The sequence below is a fragment of the Mesorhizobium sp. WSM4983 genome (assembly GCF_029625765.1).
Lineage (GTDB): Bacteria > Pseudomonadota > Alphaproteobacteria > Rhizobiales > Rhizobiaceae > Mesorhizobium.
Window position 1 is genome coordinate 1 of sequence record NZ_JARTVM010000043.1, and the last position, 267, is coordinate 267.

The following is a 267-nucleotide window of genomic DNA, read 5'->3' on the forward strand; positions in this document are numbered from 1 at the left end:
TGCTAGCAGTGCGTGAAATTTTGAGTTTTTACTGTGGGCGATCCATTGCTTGTAGATGTCTTCTACTACGGCTTTGCGGTGTTCTGGTTGTAGGTATTGGCTTTTGGGTAGGTAGTATTCGATTCCTTTGATGGGTTTTCCGGATTCGTCGAGTTCTTCTTCGGCTTGGGGGACTTTTCTTGGGTCCATGAAGTGGTTGAAGATTTTTTCTTTGTCCTGGTCTTGGAATACTTCTGATTCGTTTTGTGCGTGTGCTTTGTTGAGGGC

General features: G+C 44.9%; 1 protein-coding gene. It reads right to left on the reverse strand.

Annotation, left to right across the window (positions count from 1 at the left end; all coding sequences use genetic code 11):
- Window positions 1–267 (reverse strand): hypothetical protein (locus P9254_RS28870; RefSeq protein WP_278103922.1); only part of this gene is annotated, 267 nt, incomplete at both ends.